The organism is Streptomyces sp. WAC00040 (genome assembly GCF_056835925.1).
In genome coordinates this window covers 229,969-247,569 of record NZ_JAKQZE010000001.1, presented here as the reverse complement: position 1 = coordinate 247,569, position 17,601 = coordinate 229,969, and the positions used below count along the sequence as shown (strand labels likewise).

The following is a 17,601-nucleotide window of genomic DNA, read 5'->3' as shown; positions in this document are numbered from 1 at the left end:
CTCTACGGCTCCTTGTCAGGCTGAAAGCTCGGCGACGAGCGCGCGGGCCGCGTCGAGATCGTCGGGGGTCTTCAGCGCCGACGTCCGCACGCCAGGCAGGGCGCGCTTGGCGAGGCCGGTGAGCGTGCCTCCGGGGCAGACCTCGATCAGGGCGGTGACGCCCTGCTCCTTGAAGGTCTCCATGCACAGGTCCCAGCGGACCGGGTTGGCGACCTGACCCACGAGACGGGAGATGACGTCGGCGCCGTCGGCGACGATCTGCCCGTCCTTGTTCGAGACGTACGGGACCGCCGGCGCGGAGACCGTGAGGGCCTTCGCGGCCTCCTCGAGCTTCGCGACGGCGGGTGCCATGTGATGAGTGTGGAACGCGCCGGCCACCTTGAGCGGCAGGACACGGCGGACGCCTTCCGGCTTGTCCTCCGCGAGTGCTGCGAGCTGCTCGGCGGTGCCGGCGGCGACGATCTGCCCCGCGCCGTTCACATTGGCCGGGGTGAGGCCGAGCTTCTCGAGGTGTGCCACGACCGTGTCGGGCTCACCGCCGAGGATGGCCGACATGCCGGTCTCCGTGATCGCGGCGGCCTCTGCCATCGCCAGGCCGCGGGCCCGTACGAGCTTCAGCGCGGAGGTGTCGTCGATGACACCGGCGAACGCGGCGGCGGTGATCTCACCGACGCTGTGTCCGGCGACCGCGCCGGGAGCCACCTCACCGAGCGCCGACGCGGACAGCAGTCCGGCGGCGACGAGCAGGGGCTGCGCAACGGCGGTGTCGCGGATCTCGTCCGCGTCGGCCTTGGTGCCGTAGTGGGCAAGGTCGAGCCCGATGGCGTCCGACCAGGCCGCGATGCGGTCGGCGGCGCCGGGGAGGTCGAGCCAGGGAGTCAGGAAGCCGGGCGTCTGAGCGCCTTGGCCGGGAGCGACGAGTACGAGCACCCTCACACTCTCTCTTGTGGACGGCCTCTCCCGCCCGTGGGGACAGGGACGAAGAACCGTCAGGGGAATTGTCGGTGTTCAACAAAAGTCTAGGGCTGGGCATCCCCGTCGGCCAGACGCCCCAGGATCAGCGCGATTCGCAGAGTGAACGCCGAACGCACGTCGGAGGGTGACCAGCCGGTGACGTCTGTCACACGTCGGAGCCGGTAGCGCACGGTGTTGGGGTGGACGAAGAGCATTCTGGCGGCGCCTTCCAGGCTGCTCGCCTGCTCCAGATAGACACTCAGAGTTTCCAGGAGGGCCGAGCCGGCTTCCTCCAGTGGTCTGTAGATCTCCTCCACCAACTGCTCACGCGCGGAAGGGTCGGAGGCGATGGCGCGCTCCGGCAGCAGATCGTCCGCGAGAACCGGCCGCGGGGCGTCCTGCCAGGCAGAGCACGCCTTGAGACCCGCGGCGGCGGCCTGCGCGGAGCGGGTCGCCGCCAGCAGGTCGGGCACGATCGGGCCGGCGACGACGGGACCCGCCGCGTACGGGCCGATCAGCGCCTTGGCGACGTGCAGCGGGTTGTCGCTGCCGCCGGCGATGACGACGAGCCGGTCGCCGAGCACGCCCGTCAGCACCTGGAGCTTGGCGTGCCGGGCGGCGCGGCGGATGGCCTCGACGGTCAGTTCGCTGTCCCCGTCGGGTGCGGTGCCGAGGATCACACACACATGCTCGGGCGAGTTCCAGCCGAGCGCCGCGGCGCGGGAGACCGCGCCCTCGTCGGCCTCGCCGGACAGCACCGCGTTGACGACGAGCGATTCGAGGCGGGCGTCCCACGCGCCGCGGGCCTCGGCGGCCTGGGCGTAGACCTGGGCGGTGGCGAAGGCGATCTCCCGTGCGTAGACGAGGAGTGCCTCGCGCAGGACGGATTCATCGCCGGGGGCGGCCACCTCCTCGATCGCCGCCTCCATGACCTCGATGGTGGTGCGCACCATCTCCACGGTCTGGCGCAGGGTGATCGCCCGGGTCAGCTCGCGGGGGGCGGTGCCGAAGACGTCGGTCGAGATGGCCTGCGGGGTCTCCGGGTGCCGGAACCATTCGGTGAAAGCCGCGATACCGGCCTGGGCGACCAGCCCGATCCACGACCGGTTCTCCGGTGGCATGGCCCGGTACCAGGGCAGCGACTGGTCCATGCGGGCGATCGCGTTCGCGGCGAGCCGGCCGGATGACTGCTCGAGGCGGCGCAGGGTCGCGGAGTGCGGGTGGGAGGAGTTCGCTGCAGGTTCGGGCACGGGACAAGAGTGCCTTATCAGGACGCGAGCCCCGGGGGGCGGGGTTCTTGTTCATCCCGTCGTCGCCCGATGGTTCCCGGCTACCGTGGTGGCGTGATATCCGTTCGGCGCGCCGGTGAGCGCTACAGAGGCGGCGACCCCGCGGCCGGCATCGAGTCCCTGCACGCCTTCTCCTTCGGGCGGCACTACGACCCCGGCAATCTCCGCTTCGGCGCGATCCTGGCCTGCAACGAGGAGCGTCTCGCCCCCGGCGCCGGGTTCGACGAGCATCCGCACAGCCACACGGAGATCGTCACCTGGGTCGTCGAGGGCGAGCTCACCCACCGCGACACCGCCGGGCACGCCACCGTCGTCCGCCCCGGAGATGTGCAGCGGCTCGGCTCGGCGGGCGGGGTTCGGCACGTGGAGCGCAACGACGGCGATGTGCCGCTGGTGTTCGTGCAGATGTGGCTGGCGCCGCTCCGGCCCGGCGGCGAGCCGTCGTACGAGATCGTGCGCGGTATCGCCGACTCGACTCCGTACGCCCTGCCCGAGGCGGGCGCGATGCTGCACGCGCGCCGGCTGGCCGCGGGGGAGCGGACGGCGGTGCCGGACGCGCCGTACGTGTACGCGCACGTGGTGCGGGGTCGCGTGCGGCTCGCCGCCGACGAGTTGGGGCCGGGGGACGCGGCGCGGATCACGGACGCGGAAGGGCTGGAGCTCACCGCGGAGGGGGCGGCGGAGATGCTGCTGTGGGAGATGGGCCGGTGAGGCATCGGGCGACAGGTCGGTCCTGCCAGTAGAACAGCAGCGGCCCTCGACGCGTCGGCGCGGGTCGCTCTGCAGCTGGCGTCGCGACGCGTACTCGTGCACGTTAACCGCCCGCAACGCGTTGCCCGGGCCGGGGGACTTCGACGCGGGGGCGGCGAGCCGGTCGTGGATCCGCCGGATCGTGCCGGTCTCCTCGGTGTCCCTGAGCCGCGCGACGAGTTCGGGCACGTAAGCCTCGGGCACTTGCCCCTCCAGCGCGACGACGCACGCCCCCGGAACCACGGGCTCGCGGTGTCCGCCGCGTACCGGGCGAGGGCATCGGGCTCGAGCGCGCTCAGGTTCGGGGTCGACCCGGCGCCCCCAGGGGGAGCAGTGCCTCCCCGGAGAGGGTCGACCAGGTCGGCAACCGGGCCCGGCGCGGCAGCCGGGGCGGCCGCCCGCCGGCCTTCGACAAGCAGGTCTACAAGCGGCGCAACGTCGTGGAACGGTGCTTCAGTCGCCTGAAGCAGTGGCGCGGGATCGCCACCCGGTACGACAAGACCGCCGAGTCCTACCAAGCAGCCGTCACCCTCGCCTCACTCCTGATGTGGGCGTGCTGGACGCTGGTCTCCGATCTGAGCGTCGGTGACCGCCTGCGCACCCCGGACGGCTCCGTCCGCGCGCTGACGGCCCTCCGCGACCGCTCGGGCCTGACTCCGCGCACGGTCTACGACCTCACCGTCGACGACCTGCACACCTTCTTCGTGCGCACGAAGGGGCAGCGGCCGGACGACGTGCTCGTCCACAACTGCCTGAACCTCACGCTGCACGAGGGAGACCGGGGTGCCCACACGATCAGGGACCATGGGGACCCCAGCCCGCAGCAAGCCGTTGACAAGGCCATCGACGACATGCGAAGGATCCCCGGCCACCCGGGAGTAACGAGCGTCTGGAAGGACCTCGCAACGGCCCAGGCCTCTGTGGACGCGGCCTTCGCGAAGTGGTACGCGACTCACAGGAAGGAGCTGGAGACGTGGATGAAGAACACCCCCAAGGACTCGGAGAGTGCGGCGCACCTCAAGTCGTTCAAGGTCCAGCTGGACACCCCGGGCTCACTCGGGGCCATCTACCCTCACACTGGCGTTGCGGATGCTCGTCAAGCCGGAAACTGGGTCTCCATCACCCTGAAGAGGTCCCGGCACAAGCCCGGGTACATGGTCTACACGTCGCACCCGGAATGAGAGTCACCCAGCAATGGATCGTAAGGACATCTGGATCGACTTCGGTTTCAGCGGCCTCACCAAGTGGTACGGCAGCACCTTCGAGTTCACTCCCCTGGAAATCGTCGTGGCTGCCGCGGACTGGGGGGAGGGTGCCTACGCGCCCACCCTCCGGGAAGACGCTCTCAGGCTGCTGGAGTCACCCCTGCCGACCAGGGTGATCGACATCCTGTGGTGCGCGGCCGTGCGCTCCAAGTTCGTCCCGGATGAGCGATGGACGGACGGACGCGACTGGCTCCGCCAGATCGTGGACGTCTGCGAGGAACGCATCCGCCGGGACGAATCGCGATTCGATGCCCTCCCTCCTGCGCCCGTCTGCGATCCGGAACTGAGGGACGCGGTCCTCGCCGAGGTGCGAGCCTTCGCCGCGGAACTGGAGCACACCACCGCCGACCACCCCTACTACGGGGTGCCGGAAGTGGTCCCGTCGCTGGAACGGGTGGTCACCGAGGTCGACCCCGACCTCGGGTTCAGGCTGTTCCTGCGGGTCCTCAAGGCGTACTTGGTTCCGATCAGCGAGTCGCAGCACCTCCGGTACCGCGAGCTGGGCGAGAGATTCGGGTACAACGAGCTCGTTGTCGATGACGGCACTCTCCAGTTCATGCCGCCACGCTCTCCCGGGCCCCTGGGGGCAGCCAGCACCCTGTCCAACCGCAGGAACGACGGTCCTGGTACCGCGAGGGCCACCCGTACTTGAACGCATGGACGGCGTGGATCACATCGAGCGCACTGGTACGGACGGAGCCGGCGGCGGGAACGGCGACCCGCGGCGGGCCCTCGGCGGCTTCCTGCGCGCCCGCCGCTCACGGGTCGCTCCGGAGCACGTGGGGCTCGCGGTCGGCGGCCGGCGGGGGGTGCGTGGCCTGCGGCGCGAGGAACTCGCCCAACTCGCCGGGATCAGCGTGAACTACTACGTGCGCCTCGAACAGGGCCGCGCGACGCAGCCCTCGCCCGAGGTCCTCGACGCGCTCGCGAGGGCGCTCGGCCTCGAGGCGGCGGAACGCAAGCACCTGGCCACACTGACCGCAGCCCGGCGGGGGCCCGTGCCCGCGACCAGCGTCAGCCCTCTGCTCCGTCGGCTGCTGGCCGCCGTGGAGGGGTTCCCGGCGTTCGTGACGAACCCGCGCGCCGACGTCGTCGCCTGGAACGCTCTCGGCGCCGAACTGCTGGGCGGCCTCGGTCACCCGGGCCGCCGCGACCGCAACAACGCCAGCTACCTCTTCCTCGCCCCCGCCTCCCGGAGCGCCTTCCCCGACCGACAGGGCAGGGCCCGGCTCTGGAGGCCGTCGGCCGGCTGCGGGTCTCCCAGGGGCACTGTCCCGACGACTCGGAACTGGCCGGGCTCCTCGCCGAACTGACCTCCCACAGCGACGACTTCCGGCGGATCCGGGACACGGGCGAGGTCCTGATGTGTACGGCGGGCCGCAGACGGCTGTGCCACCCGGTGGCCGGGCTGCTCACCCTCGACCACGAGACCCTGCACGTACCGGACGCGCCCGGCGAAACGGGCCTGGTGGTGCACGTGTACAGCGCGGAGGAGGGCAGCGAGGACGCTGCCGCGCTCTCGCGGCTGGAACGTCAGTCCTGCCAGTAGAAGAGCAGGGTGCCGACATCGAGCGGGGCGCGGCCGCCGAAGTAGTAGACGCACAGGTCGGTGACGGTGATCGAGCCGGTCTCCTCGTCGATCCAGCGGAAGTCCGCCGCTTCGAGGGCGGACCTGGCGGCGGGGTCGGGGTCGTGGGCGGTGGTGAAGGGGCCCAGGGTGCTGACGCAGAGGTGCTTGCCGTTGTACGGGATCACGTAATACGTGCCTTCGCCCTGCTGGTTGTGCTCGCCGATGGGAACCGGGGCTCCCGGCTTCAGGCCCGCCGCGGTCAGCGCGGCCGTCGCCCGGCGGAGCCGGTCGTCCATGTCGGCGGTCGTGGGCGGATCCGTGGCGAGGGCCTCCACGCGCCAGCGCGGGTCACTCTGCCGCCGGCAGCCGGGCGCGTACTCGTGCACGATCGCCGCCCGAAGGTCCTCGTCCAGACCGGGGACCTCCACCCGGGGGCGCCCGAGGCTCTGGTAGATCTCCCGGGTCTCGCCGCCGTCCTCGGTGAGGCGGTGCAACGCGTACGCGGCCCACAGCTTCGCCTCCGTCGTCGGGGCCTCGGCCAGATAGGCGCGCAGCCGGTCCGGGTCGTCGGCGAGGGACTGGGCGAGGTGGGCCACCGAGCGGTCGGGGTCAGCGAGTGCGTCGGTGACGTCCTCGTCGTTGCGGGCGCGCATCCGGATGCGCAACATCCGGTCCTCGGGACGCGCCTCACTGAGCCCGGTCAGCACCACGTCGGGCCCGTGGCGGGCGACGAGGGCGTCGAGTCCGGCCCGGCCCGCGTCGTGTTCCCGGGACCAGGGGGAGGCCGCGAGCGTCGCCAGTTCTCCGGTGGCGGAGAGGTCGCCGAGCCGGCCGCGCGCCTTGAGGATCGCCTCTGCCATGCCGTACCGCTTCTCGTCCCGCCGCTTCTCGTGCAGGAGCCACGGCAGCAGTTCCGTACGGTCGCCGAGGACGTCCAGCAGCGCGACGCGGACCTCGGCCGTTTCCCCGATGTCGCGTACGCGCGCGATCAGCTCGGGCACGCGCGGCTCCGGCACCCGCCCGTCCAGCGCCTGCACGCAATGCCGGCGACGCCACCACGCGTTGGCCGGGTCGGCCACGTACCGGGCGAGCGTGTTCGGATCGAACTGCCGCAGGGCGGCGGTGTCCTTCCCCCGGCCGAGCGGGAGCAGTGTGTCGATGTCGTGCATCCGGCGGATGCTACGGCGCGGGGGACGACGAAGGCGCGCCGTTTTCGCCGGCCCTGCAGCAGTTCGGCACTGTCGGACCCTCCTGCCATGATCCGCGTATGGATCTCGCACGCGCACTCGACGGTCTGGACGCGCACCCCTGGGCCGGCACCACGCACGCCTACGGCAGTGCCGAGGACGTCCCCGACGTGCTGCGGGCGCTCACCGGGGACGACGAGGAAGCCGCGGTCGAAGCGGTGTCCGAGCTCTACGGCAGTGTCCTGCACCAGGGGACCGTCTACGCGGCCAGTGCCGAGGTGGCGCCCTTCCTCGCCCGTATAGCGGCAGCCGGCCACAAGTCCGCCGATCTGCTGAGACTGCTCGGCGACATGGCCGGGAGCGACGACGAGTACGGGGTGGAGCCGGGCACCGTGCGCAGGGCCGTCGCCGGACAACTGCCGCTGGTGACGCCCTCGTTGGCAGACCCGGATCCCGCGGTGCGTCAGGCCGCCGTGTGGGCCGTCGCACAGACGCGCGCTGCGGACACGGTGCTGCCCGAGCTGCTGGGCCGGTGGGACACGGAGGGCGATCCTCTCGTACTGGCCGAACTGCTCGGCGCTGTCGCCGGGTTGGACCCGGCAGCCGGCGCCGCCCTGGCGAAGGCGGCCCTCGGACCGGAACAGCCCGCCCATCTGCGGCTCGCCGCCGTGTTCGCCCGACTGGACGCGGGCGGGGAGTGGGACGCCGCACACCACCGGGCGATGCTGTCGGCGCTGCCCGCGGGCCCGCTCGGCCGGGAGCGGCTCGACCTCGACCGGGCCGAGCCGTTGTGCGCCGTGGTCGAGGAACTGCTGCGGAGGGGGACCGAAGCGGACACCGCGGCGGCCGTGGACCTGCTCGACGCCGCGCTGCGGGACGAACGCGCCGATGTGCGGGCAGAAGCCGTGTGGGCGGCCGACCGGGCCTGCCATATGTCCCGCAGCGCCCCGCGGCGGCTGCTGCCCGCCCTGCTCCCGCTGGTCACGGCGGGCGACGCGCTCGGCGTGCTGTCCCTGCTCGGCAAGCTGGGTCCGATCGCGGCGCAGGCCGCGCCCGCCCTGGCCGAACTCGCGGAAACCGGCGACGACGACCTCGCGGACCGCGCGCTCGGCGTGCTGGCCCTGATGGCGCCGGACCGGGCCGCTCCGCTGCTCGCCCGCGACCTGGGGAAGCGGCCCTGGGGCCTGGACGCCGCCGCCGGGTTCCGTGCACCGGAGGATGTGTCGTTCCCTTTCCAACCCGAGCTGTTGACCGCGGTCGTGGCCAGGCTGGCGGAGGACGACCTCACCGGGAACGAGCCCATCCGTCTGATGCGCCTGCTGCGGCAGTGGGGCGGCCAGGCCGCCGGCGCGCTGCCCGCGCTGTACGAGCTGCTCGCCCGGTTCCCGCTGCTCGCCGCCCCGGCCGTCGCCGCGATCGCCGCCGAGTGCCCGCCCCACGAGCGTTGCCGCGCGGCCCAGCTGTTGCGGGCGCAGGCCCCCGACGGGCCGCTCCCGGTGGCGGAGGCCCACTGCGAACTGACCGGTGAGACGGACGTTCTCCTTGCGCGGCTTGCCAGGGAGCTCTCGGCCGCCTCCGGCGACGCGGCCTGTGCGGCCCGGGTGGCAGGCCGACTGGGTGCGGCGGCAACGGAGTTGGCGGACGCACTGCGCGGCGCCCTCAGCGGCGTGGACGCCCGGGTCGTCTCGCCCGTGCTCGACGCGGACGTGGCGCTGGCCGACGCCCTGTGGCGGATCACCGGAGACGCCCGGACGGTCGTACCCGTGCTGGACTCGGTGTTCGCACGGGCCGCCGGCGAGCGCTGGTTCCGGTGGAGCGCGATACGTGCGGCCCGTGTGGCCGTGGCACTCGGCCCGGCCGGCCGGCCGCTGGTGCCAAGGCTGGAAGCACTCCTGAAGGACCCGGAGCAGGTACCGGCGGCGGTGCTCGCCCTGCTGGCCGTGGCGGAGGAGGAAACGCTCGACCGTCGATCACTCGCGGAGCTCGTCCTCGCCGCGGCGGAACAGGAGTCGAACGCGCTGGAAGCCTGCGACGCCCTGGAGGTCCTTGGGGCGGACGCTCTGACCGCCGACCATCTGCGCAGGCTGGACGATTTGGCCGAGGGCGACCGGCGGGTGATCCGCTCGGGCGTGGAGAACCGGATCATCGGCACCGACGAGTTCCTGCGGGGGCGTGTCCGCGCGGTGGTCGCCACCTCACGGCAGGCGCCCTGACCGGTGCATCGGCGCAGGCCGTCCAAGAAGCCCGCCAGGCACCCGCACCGAGGACGACGCGCGGGCCGTCCGGGTTCCTGCCGTCACGGACCGGGACGGCGGCGGTCCGGCAACCGTCGCCGCATCGCCGCATCGCCGCATTGCCGCATCGCCGAGTAGTCGCGTCGGCGCGACCTCGTGCGCCAGTCACGTAACCGGCAGCGGCGCCCTACAACCAAACGGGCTCCATCATGGTCCCTTCCCTGGGTGCGCCGCAGGCGGCGCGAAATACATAGGAGGAAGGCGTACAGATGGCCGTGTCACGGAGGTTGTTCCTCGGAGGTTTCACCGCGGGGGCGGTGACGGTGGCCGCGGGCGGCGCCGCTTCACCGGCCGCGGCGGCCGAAGCGGAAGGCCCCACCACGACGTTCGACGGGCCGGTGGCGGCCGAGGGGTTCAGAACGGACTCCACCATCAACTCCGGCTTCTTCAAAACGACTTCCACGACCGAGCATGCCGTCACGGTCTGGCAGGCGGGCACCACCGGCAGCGGCGTGGCCTTGAACATCGTCTCGGACAACCCGGATGACTCCGCCGTGTATCTCAGGGGCACGGAGAAGGCGCACGGCACGCTGAAGATCTCGCACACAGGGCACGCGGACGGTTCCGACCAGAAGGCTTCCGCGCTGTCCATCGATCTGCTGACGGCGGGGACCGCGGCCCAGGGCATCTTCGTCAAGGCGGGCAACGGACCCACCACCGGCAACCTGATATGCCTGCGCAACAACGGTCGGGACGACTTCGTCGTGAAGGGCAGCGGCCGGGTCGGCATCGGCATGAGCGTGGGCGCCAATCCTTGGTCGCAGCTTCATGTCGTGCAGCAGCAGGGCACCGACTCGGCGCTGATGGTGGAGGGCACGGTGCGGATCGTCGACGTAGCCTCCGTGCCCACGGGCATCGACTCGAAGGGCGGCGGCGTGCTGTACGCGAAGAACGGGGAGCTGTGGTGGCGCGGACCCGGCACCACGCCCACCCGTATCGCCCCCGCCTGAGCACCACATACGCAACCCCGGAGAGAACGACATGGAACTGACCCCGGAAGAACTGGTCGCGGAGTTCCGCGACGCGGTCACGGAGCTGTACTTCGCGCGTAAGCGCATCGCGATCCTGGAGGCGGAGAACGCCGCGCTGCGGGCCCGCCTCGCGGCAGCGACGGCCGCGGACGAGCCCGCGGGCGCGCCCGCCTGAGCAGCAGGGGGCACGCCAAAGGGCGGGCGGTCGCCGGACCGGTGACCGCCCGCAACCCGCTCGGCTCAGCGCAGCGCACTGCGCGCCTGCCACTTTGTCCACGGCACGTTCCACGCACCGAAGCCGTTGCCGGGGGCAGGGACGCCCTTGGTGTCCTTGCCCTTGATCTCGAAGGGGTCGCCCGGGCGGACCTGTGCGTAGAACCAGGCGGCGTTCGCGTCGCTCATTCCGATGCAGCCGGAGCTCTTGTTGGCCTTGCCCATCCACCTGTCGTTCCAGGGCGCCGCGTGCGCGTACATCCCCGACCAGGTGAGCCGCATCGAGAAGTCGACCATCTTGTCGTAGGCGTCGGCGAGGCCGACCGTTTCGGAGTTCATGTTGATCGTGCCCTCCTTGGCCATCAGGACCGTCGTCCCGCGCCAGGAGCGCTTGTCGCCGCCGGGGGTGCCGCCGGAGACCGGGATCGTACGGACCGCCTTCCCGTCCCGCTCCAGGGTGAGCTGCTTGCGGTCGAGGTCGACCTTGACGACCTGGCCGGCGCCGATCGTGAACGTGGTCGCGTAGTCGCGGACGAACCACCCGCCGTCGCCGGAGTCGGTGCCGTTCAGCTCGGCCCGGAGGGTGACCCTGGTGCCGGGCTTCCAGTACTCCTTGGGCCGCCAGTCGATCCGGTCACGGCCGGAGTGGTCCTCCATCCAGCCCCAGGAGCCCTCCGTGCCGCCGGAGGTGGTGATCTTCAGCTGCTTCTCGACGGCGGCCTTGTCCGTGACCGGGTTGTCGAAGACCAGGGAGACGGGCTGGGCGATGCCGACCGTCGTGTCGGCGCCCGGCCGCCAGTCGACCTTGTTGACCTTGTCGGCCGACGCCGTGGTGAACGTGGAGGTGGCCGTGTTCTTCGTGCCGGCCTTGGTGGCTGTCACGGCGGTGACCTTGTACGAGGCGCCGGGGACGGCCTTGCGTCGCGAGCTCCAACTCGCCTTGTCCGTGGAGAGCTTGCCCGCGAGGGAGCGGCCCTCGGCGTCGGTGACCGTGACCGAGGTGAGCGTGCCGCCGGTCGCGGTGACCGTCACCGGCACGCCGGCCCGCACGGCCTTGCCCTGCGGGGAAACGGTCACCGTCGCCGGGCGGCCCTCGGCCGCCGCAGGGGCTCCGGCCTTGCCGTCCGCGGCGGGCGTGTCCGATCCGGACGAGCAGGCGGCGAGCGGGGCCAGCAGCACCGCGGCCGCCGCGATGCGCACACGTATGTGGCTCAACGGAGCCTCCGTCAGTGGTCGATGGGTGGGTTCGTGGCGACTCTAGAGCGGCAGAAGCGCAGGTGAGAGGCGCTGCGGCGATGTGACAGCGACTGCAGACGAACGGTCATCGTCCGGTCACATACGCCGCGCGGAGCGGTCACGGACGGCTGTGAGCATCCTCGTCGTCACCCAGAGAGAGGCTCACACCGTGTCAGCGCTGCTCGTGCCGGCCGCCGCCCGCGGCCAGGAAACACCGCTGGGTTCCGTCGACGCCGCGACGTACCGCGCGTTCCTCGCGTCCCGCACCGGTTCGGACCTCGGCGCCGGGTTCCTCCAGTGCCCGTCCTGGGCGCAGGTCAAGGAGGGCTGGCAGGCCCGGCTCGTCGGCTGGGGGCCCGATCCGTCCTCCGGCGCGCTGTCCGGTGCCGCGCTCGTCCTGCTGCGCCAACTGCCGCGTACGCGCAAGTTCTTCGCCTATCTGCCGGAGGGGCCCGTCGCCGACTGGGCGGACCCCGGGATCGACGCCTGGCTCGACCCGCTGCTGCGGCATCTGCGGGCGGCGGGCGCCTTCGCCGTACGGATCGGGCCGTCGCCCGCGTACCGCAGCTGGAGCGCGGCCGGGCTGAAGGCGGCGACGGGGCCGGGGCGCCGGCTGTCCGACGTCCTCGCGACCGAGGTGGATCCGCTGGGCACGGCGGTCGCGGAGCGGCTGCGGGCGCGGGGCTGGCAGCGGTGCGGCGGCGAGAACGACGGTGACGCGCAGCCGCGTCACGTCTTCCGTGTCCCGCTCGCCGGGCGTACCCAGGAGGAGCTGTGGTCCGGGCTGAACCAGGAGTGGCGGCGCAACGTCCGGCGCGCGCAGAAGTCCGGCGTGGAAGTGGTGGTCGGCAGCGCGGCCGACCTGCCCGAGTTCTACCGGCTGCTGCGCATCACGGAGGAACGCGACGGTTTCCGGCTCGGTCGGTCGCTCGCGTACTACGAGCGCCAGTACGCGGCCCTCAACGCGGAGGAGCCCGGCCGGATGAAGCTGTACCTCGCCCGCCACGGCGGCGAGACACTCGCCGCGCACACCATGATCCATGTGGGTCGCCGCGTCTGGTACCAGACCGGCGCCTCCGCCGACCACCGCCGTGAGGTCCGCCCGTCCAACCTGCTGCAATGGCGGATGCTCCTGGACGCCAAGGCACTTGGCGCCGATGTCTACGACATGCGCGGGGTACCCTCCACCCTCGACCCCGACGACCGTCCGTACGGGCTGTTGCGCTGGAAGCTCGGCACCGGCGGCGAGGTCGTCGAGACGCTGGGGGAATGGGAGAGACCGTTGGACGGCACCGCCAACCACGCGCTGTACCGCGCGTTCCAGGCCTATCTGGCCCGCCGGTGAGCCGCCTCGCCGACACCGCGCCGACGGCCGCCGGTGCCCCGGACGACGGTCCCGCTGCCGCCCATGAGCGGGACGGCGGCCGGGAGCAGAGCCGGGAGGGGACTCTCGACGGCGGGTCCGTCGCGCGGAGCGGCCTGCTCATGGCGGCCGGTTCCGTCGTGTCACGGGCCACCGGTTTCGTACGGTCCGCCGTGGTGGCCTCGGCGCTGGGCGTCGGTCTGGTCGCCGACGGGTACGCCGTCGGCAACGCGGTCCCCACCATCGTCTACATGCTCCTCCTCGGTGGCGCGCTCAACGCCGTCTTCGTGCCCGAACTCGTCAAGGCGGCCAAGGAGCACGCCGACGGCGGGGCCGCCTACACCGACCGGCTGCTCACGCTCTGCGTCCTCGCCCTGCTGGTGCTCACCGGCGCCGCCGTGTGGGCCGCCCCCGCGATCATCGGCGCGTACACCGACTACGACGGCCAACAGGCCGCCATGACGGTCGCCTTCGCCCGCTACTGCCTGCCGCAGATCTTCTTCCTCGGACTGTTCACCCTGCTCGGGCAGGTGCTCAACGCCCGTGGCCGGTTCGGCGCCATGATGTGGACGCCCGTCCTCAACAACGTCGTCGTCATCGCTGTGTTCGGCCTGTACCTGGCCACCGGCGGCAGCGGCGGACTCTCCCCGTCCGAGACCGTGCTCCTCGGCTGGGGCACCACCGCAGGCATCGCCGTGCAGGCGCTCGCGCTGCTGCCCGCCCTGCGGGCGGCGCGCTTCCGCTTCCGGCCCCGCCTCGACTGGCGCGGCGCCGGACTGACCCGGCCGATGCGCTCCGCGGGCTGGCTGGTGCTGCTGGTGCTCACCAACCAGGCCGCGTTCTGGGTGACGACCCGGCTGGCCACGACCGCCGGCCTCCAGGCGCAGTCCGCCGGCATCGAGGGCGCCGGTTTCAGCGCCTACAACAACGCCTACATCCTGTGGGCCGTGCCGCACGGCATCGTCACCGTCTCCCTCATGACCGCCCTGCTGCCCCGGATGAGCGCCGCCGCGGCCGACGGTGACACGGGCGGACTGCGCCGGGACATCGGGTACGCCCAGCGCAAGAGCGCCGCCCTCGTGGTGCCTGCCGCCTGCGTCCTGCTCGCCCTCGCCCAGCCCGTCCTGGCCCTCGTCTTCCAGTACGGGCGCACCGGCGCCGACGACATCGCCGTCATGGCGGGCACGCTCATGGCCTTCGCGCCCGGACTCGTCGCCTTCTCGGGGCAGTACGTGCTGTCCCGGTCGTTCTACGCCCTGTCCGACACCCGTACGCCGTTTCTTCTGAACCTTCTCATCGCGGGCCTCAACGCGGGCCTGTCCCTGGCCGCCTACGTGCTGCTGCCCGCCCGCTGGGCCGTCACAGGGATCGCCGGCGCCTATTCGCTGGCCCTGTTCGCGGGCTGGCTGCTGACCGCCACCGTCCTGCGCCGCCGCCTCGCACCGCCGGTGCCCGGGGCGGCGCGCCCCGCCGGACTGTGGCGCTCCGCAACCGTCGCCGCCCAGGCCCGGCTGCTCACCGCCGCCGTCCCCGCCACAGCACTCGGCCTCCTGGTGGCACGCTGGGCGGCGCCGGCCGGGCCCGCCGCCCAGGCCGCGGCCGGCATGCTCGCCATCGCCGCGGCGTTCGCCGCGCTCGCCCGCCCGCTGCGGCTCACCGAACTCGACGCGCTGCTCTCCGGCGCCGCCGCCCGGCTGCGCCGCGCCCTGTCCACCCGCCGCTGATCACGACCTGGAGCCCCACCGATGCCCCGCGTCCTCCTCATCGAAGACGACCCCTCCGTACGCGAAGGCGTCGAGCTCGGGCTGCGCCGCCGCGGCCACGAGGTGCGGACCGCGGCCACCGGCGAGTCCGGGCTCGCCGCGCTCGCCGAGTTCCGTCCCGACCTGCTGCTGCTGGACCTGATGCTGCCCGGCATGAACGGCGTACAGGTCTGCCGCCGGGTACGGGAGGACAGCCAGCTGCCGATCATCATGCTCACCGCTCGCGGCGACGACTTCGACGTCGTCATCGGCCTCGAGGCGGGCGCCGACGACTACATCGTCAAACCCGCCCGCACCGAGGTCATCGAGGCCCGTATCCGTGCCGTGCTGCGCAGGATGGAGGCGCCGGGCGGCCGTCCGTCCGTCGAGTTCCACGGCGAACTCGCGATCGACCGCGCGGGCCTCACCGTCGCCAAGAACGGCGAACGCCTCGCCCTGGCGCCCTCCGAGATGAAGCTGCTCCTGCACCTGACCGCCGCGCCGGAGCAGGTGTTCAGCCGCCAGCAGCTGCTGGAACACGTCTGGGAGCACAGCTACCACGGTGACGCGCGGCTCGTCGACGCGTGCGTACGGCGGCTGCGCAACAAGATCGAGGACACACCGGGCAGTCCGCGCTACATACAGACCCTGCGGGGCTTCGGCTACCGCTTCGGGCCGCTGTGACCGGCCGCCGCACGGGCGTCCCGGCCCGTGACCGCCGCATCGCCCCCTTCGGGTTGCGCACCCGCCTCGTCCTCGCGTTCCTGCTGGTCGCGGCGGTCAGCGCGGGGACCACCGCCACCCTCACCTACCGTGAGGCGCGCAGCGCCGTCCTGGCCAGTGCCCAGGACACCGCGGTCGCCTCGTTCCGCGAGCAGGTCGGGACCCTGGCCCCGGAGCTGCCGATCGATCCGGAGATGCTCCGGGAGTACCTCTTCGTGATCGCGAGCAAGTCCAAGCCGCACCCCTGGGTCGTCTTCGCCGAGTACGGTTCGCTGCGCGTGTCCTCCGGCACACACCCCACATCGACCGTCATCACGCCGGATCTGCGACGTATGACCCTCGCCCGCTCCCGGGGCAGCTTCCAACGGGTCGTCAGCGACGGCGTTCCGTATCTGACCATCGGGGTGCCCGTCCTGGTGCGCACCGGCCCCGGCAGCAGCATGCCCAGCGGACTCGTGATGTTCGCCGTGATGCGGATGACCGACGAGGAGGCGAACGTCGACGCCCTCGTCACCGCCGCCCGCGACGGGGCACTGCCCGGACTCGCCGTCGCTCTGGTACCCGCGCTGATCGCGGCGCGTGGTGTGCTGCGCCCGGTGCGCCAACTCCGGCGCGCCGCCCGCTCGATGGGCCGTGGTCGGCTCGACACCCGTATCCCGGTCCGGGGCAGCGACGAACTCGCCGAGCTGGCCCGCACCTTCAACGAGTCCGCGGGCCAGCTCGAACGGTCCGTGGACGAACTGCAGCAGGCGGAGGCGAGGGCCCGCCGCTTCGCCTCCGACGTCTCGCACGAGCTGCGCACCCCGCTGGCCGGGATGCTCGCCGTCACCGAGGTGCTCGACGAGGACGCCGACGGCCTGGACCCGGACACCGCGCGGGCCGTGCGGCTGATCAGCGCCGAGACAGGCAAACTCGCCGTGCTCGTCGAGGACCTGATGGAGATCTCCCGGTTCGACGCACGCGCGGCGGAACTGAACACCGACGAGGTCGACGTCGGCGAGACCGTCCGCAAGACCCTGGACCACCGCCGCTGGGGCGAGCGGGTCCGCACCGACCTCCCCGACGGCATCCGGGCACGCCTCGATCCGCGGCGCTTCGACGTCGTCGTCGCCAACCTGGTCGGCAACGCGCTGCGGCACGGCTCGGAACCCGTCACCGTGCGGCTGTCGGTCCAGGGCGAACTGCTGGTCGTCGACGTGGCCGACAGCGGACCGGGCATCCGGCCCGAGGTGCTGCCGCACATCTTCGAACGGTTCTACAAGGCCGACGCGGCCCGCGCCCGCTCGGCCGGAAGCGGGCTCGGACTGGCCATCACCCAGGAGAACGTCCACCTGCACGGCGGGACGATCCGGGCGGCGAACGGACCGGACGGCGGGGCCGTCCTCACCGTCGAGATCCCGCTGCACGGACCGCACGGCACCCAGGAGGCGACGGGATGAGACGGCGCATCCGCGCGGGGACGGCCCTGGCGGCGCTGCTCGCGCTCACCGGCTGCGGCATACAGGAGACGGACGTCATCGAGGCGGGCGGTCCGGCGACGCTCGACGTCCTGCCGGCCCGCGAGCACCGCATGATGGCGTTCTTCCTCTCCCCGGACGGCCTGCTGGTGCCGTCGCCGAGATCGGTCGACACAAGGGTCTGGGACGGAGCCGTCGGCCCGGAGTCGAGCACCGCCCCGGAGCGGCCGGCGACCGCCAAGACGGTCTCGGCCCTGCTGGCCGGCCCGAACGCGGCCGAGAAACGCGCCGGGCTGAGCAATGCGCCGTCGCTGCCCGATCCGTCGACCGTGGCGGGGACCGAGGTGTCCGGGGGCACAGCGAGGCTCACACTGGACACCCCGCTGGCCCCGCTGACCAGCGTCGCCCGGCAGCAGCTCGTGTGCACCATCGCTTACGCGGAGAGCGACAACGGCGGTATGCCGGTGGTCTTGGTGGGCACGGACGGCGCACGGCCCGCCGCGACATGCGACAACGGGGCCCGCCGTCCGGCGCCGACCGTGACCCCTTCGGAGACGGGCTGATCCTCGGGTACCTGTCGGCGCCCG

Annotated in this window: 17 protein-coding genes and 1 pseudogene; 14 read left to right on the top strand and 4 right to left on the bottom strand. The window is 72.4% G+C overall.

From position 1 onward, the window contains the following. Positions 1 to 15: 15 nt before the first annotated feature. Positions 16 to 930 carry an ACP S-malonyltransferase gene (locus MDN94_RS01210; RefSeq protein ID WP_441263160.1) on the bottom strand — a complete coding sequence of 305 codons (915 nt, stop codon included), beginning with the start codon at positions 928 to 930 and terminating at the stop codon, positions 16 to 18. Positions 931 to 1,019: 89 nt separating this feature from the next. Further along, entirely contained in the window at positions 1,020 to 2,204 is a 1,185-nt protein-coding gene (locus MDN94_RS01205) for a PucR family transcriptional regulator (protein ID WP_005318100.1), read from the bottom strand. A 93-nt stretch (positions 2,205 to 2,297) separates the two neighbouring features. Between MDN94_RS01205 and MDN94_RS01200 the strand changes: the two genes are divergently transcribed. The 6 genes and pseudogenes from MDN94_RS01200 to MDN94_RS01175 all read left to right on the top strand — a co-directional run bounded on the left by MDN94_RS01200 (position 2,298) and on the right by MDN94_RS01175 (position 5,807). After that, complete coding sequence (locus MDN94_RS01200; protein WP_482724153.1) at positions 2,298 to 2,954, top strand: pirin family protein; 657 nt, start codon at positions 2,298 to 2,300, stop codon at positions 2,952 to 2,954. A gap of 380 nt (positions 2,955 to 3,334) precedes the next feature. After that, positions 3,335 to 3,547: pseudogene (locus MDN94_RS01195) on the top strand (transposase); the annotation flags it as partial. Further along, entirely contained in the window at positions 3,539 to 4,174 is a 636-nt protein-coding gene (locus MDN94_RS01190; protein WP_482726966.1) for an RNase A-like domain-containing protein, read from the top strand. The pseudogene MDN94_RS01195 and the gene MDN94_RS01190, both read left to right, overlap by 9 nt. A 13-nt stretch (positions 4,175 to 4,187) precedes the next feature. Next, positions 4,188 to 4,910, top strand: a complete 723-nt coding sequence (locus tag MDN94_RS01185) for a hypothetical protein (RefSeq protein WP_482724152.1) — start codon at positions 4,188 to 4,190, stop codon at positions 4,908 to 4,910. 4 nt (positions 4,911 to 4,914) lie between these two features. Beyond that, positions 4,915 to 5,571, top strand: a complete 657-nt coding sequence (locus MDN94_RS01180; RefSeq protein WP_482724151.1) for a helix-turn-helix domain-containing protein — start codon at positions 4,915 to 4,917, stop codon at positions 5,569 to 5,571. Further along, complete coding sequence (locus tag MDN94_RS01175) at positions 5,490 to 5,807, top strand: MmyB family transcriptional regulator (RefSeq protein WP_482726965.1); 318 nt, start codon at positions 5,490 to 5,492, stop codon at positions 5,805 to 5,807. The genes MDN94_RS01180 and MDN94_RS01175 overlap by 82 nt, the downstream gene beginning before the upstream one ends. On the opposite strand, the gene MDN94_RS01170 is transcribed toward MDN94_RS01175, so the two are convergent. Then, positions 5,792 to 6,997, bottom strand: coding sequence for a hypothetical protein (locus tag MDN94_RS01170; protein ID WP_482724150.1), 1,206 nt, complete (start codon positions 6,995 to 6,997; stop codon positions 5,792 to 5,794). The two genes, MDN94_RS01175 and MDN94_RS01170, sit on opposite strands and share 16 nt — an antisense overlap. A 98-nt stretch (positions 6,998 to 7,095) precedes the next feature. Here MDN94_RS01170 and MDN94_RS01165 point away from each other — a divergent pair, with 98 nt between their 5' ends. The 3 genes from MDN94_RS01165 to MDN94_RS01155 all read left to right on the top strand — a co-directional run bounded on the left by MDN94_RS01165 (position 7,096) and on the right by MDN94_RS01155 (position 10,455). Next, the gene (locus MDN94_RS01165; protein WP_482724149.1) at positions 7,096 to 9,228 is read left to right on the top strand and encodes a hypothetical protein; all 2,133 of its coding nucleotides are present in this window, start codon (positions 7,096 to 7,098) and stop codon (positions 9,226 to 9,228) included. A 290-nt stretch (positions 9,229 to 9,518) separates the two neighbouring features. Further along, positions 9,519 to 10,259 carry a hyaluronoglucosaminidase gene (locus tag MDN94_RS01160; protein ID WP_482724148.1) on the top strand — a complete coding sequence of 247 codons (741 nt, stop codon included), beginning with the start codon at positions 9,519 to 9,521 and terminating at the stop codon, positions 10,257 to 10,259. A 31-nt stretch (positions 10,260 to 10,290) separates the two neighbouring features. Further along, positions 10,291 to 10,455: a hypothetical protein gene (locus MDN94_RS01155; RefSeq protein ID WP_482724147.1), complete on the top strand. Its 165-nt coding sequence runs from the start codon at positions 10,291 to 10,293 to the stop codon at positions 10,453 to 10,455. Between the two features lie 65 nt (positions 10,456 to 10,520). On the opposite strand, the gene MDN94_RS01150 is transcribed toward MDN94_RS01155, so the two are convergent. Continuing rightward, positions 10,521 to 11,708: a L,D-transpeptidase gene (locus MDN94_RS01150; RefSeq protein WP_482724146.1), complete on the bottom strand. Its 1,188-nt coding sequence runs from the start codon at positions 11,706 to 11,708 to the stop codon at positions 10,521 to 10,523. A gap of 190 nt (positions 11,709 to 11,898) precedes the next feature. On the opposite strand from MDN94_RS01150, the gene MDN94_RS01145 reads away from it, so the two are divergent. From MDN94_RS01145 to MDN94_RS01125, 5 genes are all read left to right on the top strand, one after another. Then, a complete protein-coding gene (locus tag MDN94_RS01145) occupies positions 11,899 to 13,074 on the top strand; it encodes a lipid II:glycine glycyltransferase FemX (RefSeq protein ID WP_482724145.1) in 1,176 nt (391 codons plus the stop codon). 140 nt (positions 13,075 to 13,214) lie between these two features. Then, positions 13,215 to 14,816: a murein biosynthesis integral membrane protein MurJ gene (gene murJ / locus MDN94_RS01140; RefSeq protein WP_482726964.1), complete on the top strand. Its 1,602-nt coding sequence runs from the start codon at positions 13,215 to 13,217 to the stop codon at positions 14,814 to 14,816. Between the two features lie 21 nt (positions 14,817 to 14,837). Then, the gene (locus MDN94_RS01135) at positions 14,838 to 15,518 is read left to right on the top strand and encodes a response regulator transcription factor (protein ID WP_159692327.1); all 681 of its coding nucleotides are present in this window, start codon (positions 14,838 to 14,840) and stop codon (positions 15,516 to 15,518) included. Next, positions 15,515 to 16,996 (top strand): sensor histidine kinase, encoded by a 1,482-nt coding sequence (locus tag MDN94_RS01130; RefSeq protein WP_482724144.1) that lies wholly within the window; start codon positions 15,515 to 15,517, stop codon positions 16,994 to 16,996. The genes MDN94_RS01135 and MDN94_RS01130 overlap by 4 nt, the downstream gene beginning before the upstream one ends. After that, positions 16,993 to 17,577: a hypothetical protein gene (locus tag MDN94_RS01125; RefSeq protein ID WP_482724143.1), complete on the top strand. Its 585-nt coding sequence runs from the start codon at positions 16,993 to 16,995 to the stop codon at positions 17,575 to 17,577. The genes MDN94_RS01130 and MDN94_RS01125 overlap by 4 nt, the downstream gene beginning before the upstream one ends. Positions 17,578 to 17,601: the final 24 nt, after the last annotated feature.

Bases quoted from the DNA above. Each gene is read 5' to 3' on its own strand.
- MDN94_RS01155 (WP_482724147.1), top strand. From the start codon at position 10,291: ATGGAACTGACCCCGGAAGAACTGGTCGCGGAGTTCCGCGACGCGGTC.
- MDN94_RS01165 (WP_482724149.1), top strand. From the start codon at position 7,096: ATGGATCTCGCACGCGCACTCGACGGTCTGGACGCGCACCCCTGGGCC.
- MDN94_RS01160 (WP_482724148.1), top strand. From the start codon at position 9,519: ATGGCCGTGTCACGGAGGTTGTTCCTCGGAGGTTTCACCGCGGGGGCG.
- murJ (WP_482726964.1), top strand. From the start codon at position 13,215: ATGGCGGCCGGTTCCGTCGTGTCACGGGCCACCGGTTTCGTACGGTCC.
- MDN94_RS01135 (WP_159692327.1), top strand. From the start codon at position 14,838: ATGCCCCGCGTCCTCCTCATCGAAGACGACCCCTCCGTACGCGAAGGC.
- MDN94_RS01125 (WP_482724143.1), top strand. From the start codon at position 16,993: ATGAGACGGCGCATCCGCGCGGGGACGGCCCTGGCGGCGCTGCTCGCG.
- MDN94_RS01190 (WP_482726966.1), top strand. From the start codon at position 3,539: ATGTGGGCGTGCTGGACGCTGGTCTCCGATCTGAGCGTCGGTGACCGC.
- MDN94_RS01170 (WP_482724150.1), bottom strand. From the start codon at position 6,997: ATGCACGACATCGACACACTGCTCCCGCTCGGCCGGGGGAAGGACACC.
- MDN94_RS01185 (WP_482724152.1), top strand. From the start codon at position 4,188: ATGGATCGTAAGGACATCTGGATCGACTTCGGTTTCAGCGGCCTCACC.
- MDN94_RS01180 (WP_482724151.1), top strand. From the start codon at position 4,915: ATGGACGGCGTGGATCACATCGAGCGCACTGGTACGGACGGAGCCGGC.